Source organism: Hyphomonas sp. GM-8P (assembly GCF_003263315.1).
GTDB lineage: Bacteria > Pseudomonadota > Alphaproteobacteria > Caulobacterales > Hyphomonadaceae > Hyphomonas.
In genome coordinates, this window is sequence record NZ_AWFE01000034.1 from 1 (window position 1) to 481 (window position 481).

At 55.3% G+C, this 481-nt stretch carries 1 protein-coding gene; it reads right to left on the reverse strand.

Features of this window, described 5'->3' with window-relative positions; genetic code table 11:
* Nucleotides 1-481: integrase core domain-containing protein (locus HY26_RS02925; RefSeq protein WP_146740164.1), on the reverse strand; the 481-nt coding region annotated here is incomplete at both ends.

Sequence of the window (481 nt, forward strand, 5' to 3'; positions counted from 1 at the left end):
GGCGGTATGAACGCCGCGGGCAAGATGGCTTTTGGCGCAGGTGGTTTGTAGCCGAGTGATGAGTGTGGCCGGAACGTATTGTAATGATGTCGCCACCCTTCGATCAGGGCTTTGGCTTCACGCAGGTCATAGAAGATTTCGCGGGCTAGGAGCTCATCCCTGAGCTTTGAGTTGAAGCTTTCGCAGTATCCATTTTCCCATGGGCTCGCAGGCGTGATGTAAAGCGTCTTCACGCCGATATTGCCGAGCCATTCGCGAAGTGCGATGGCGATAAACTCTGGGCCATTGTCTGACCGTATGTGCTCTGGTGCACCATGCCTGACGAACAGTTCACCAAGAACATCCAGGACATCACGAGAGTTCAGCTTGCGCTCGACGCGGATAGCGAGACACTCCCGAGTGTACTCGTCGATCACGCACAGCATGCGGAAGACCTTTCCGTCATGCGTCCGGTCCTGGACGAAGTCATACGACCAGACAT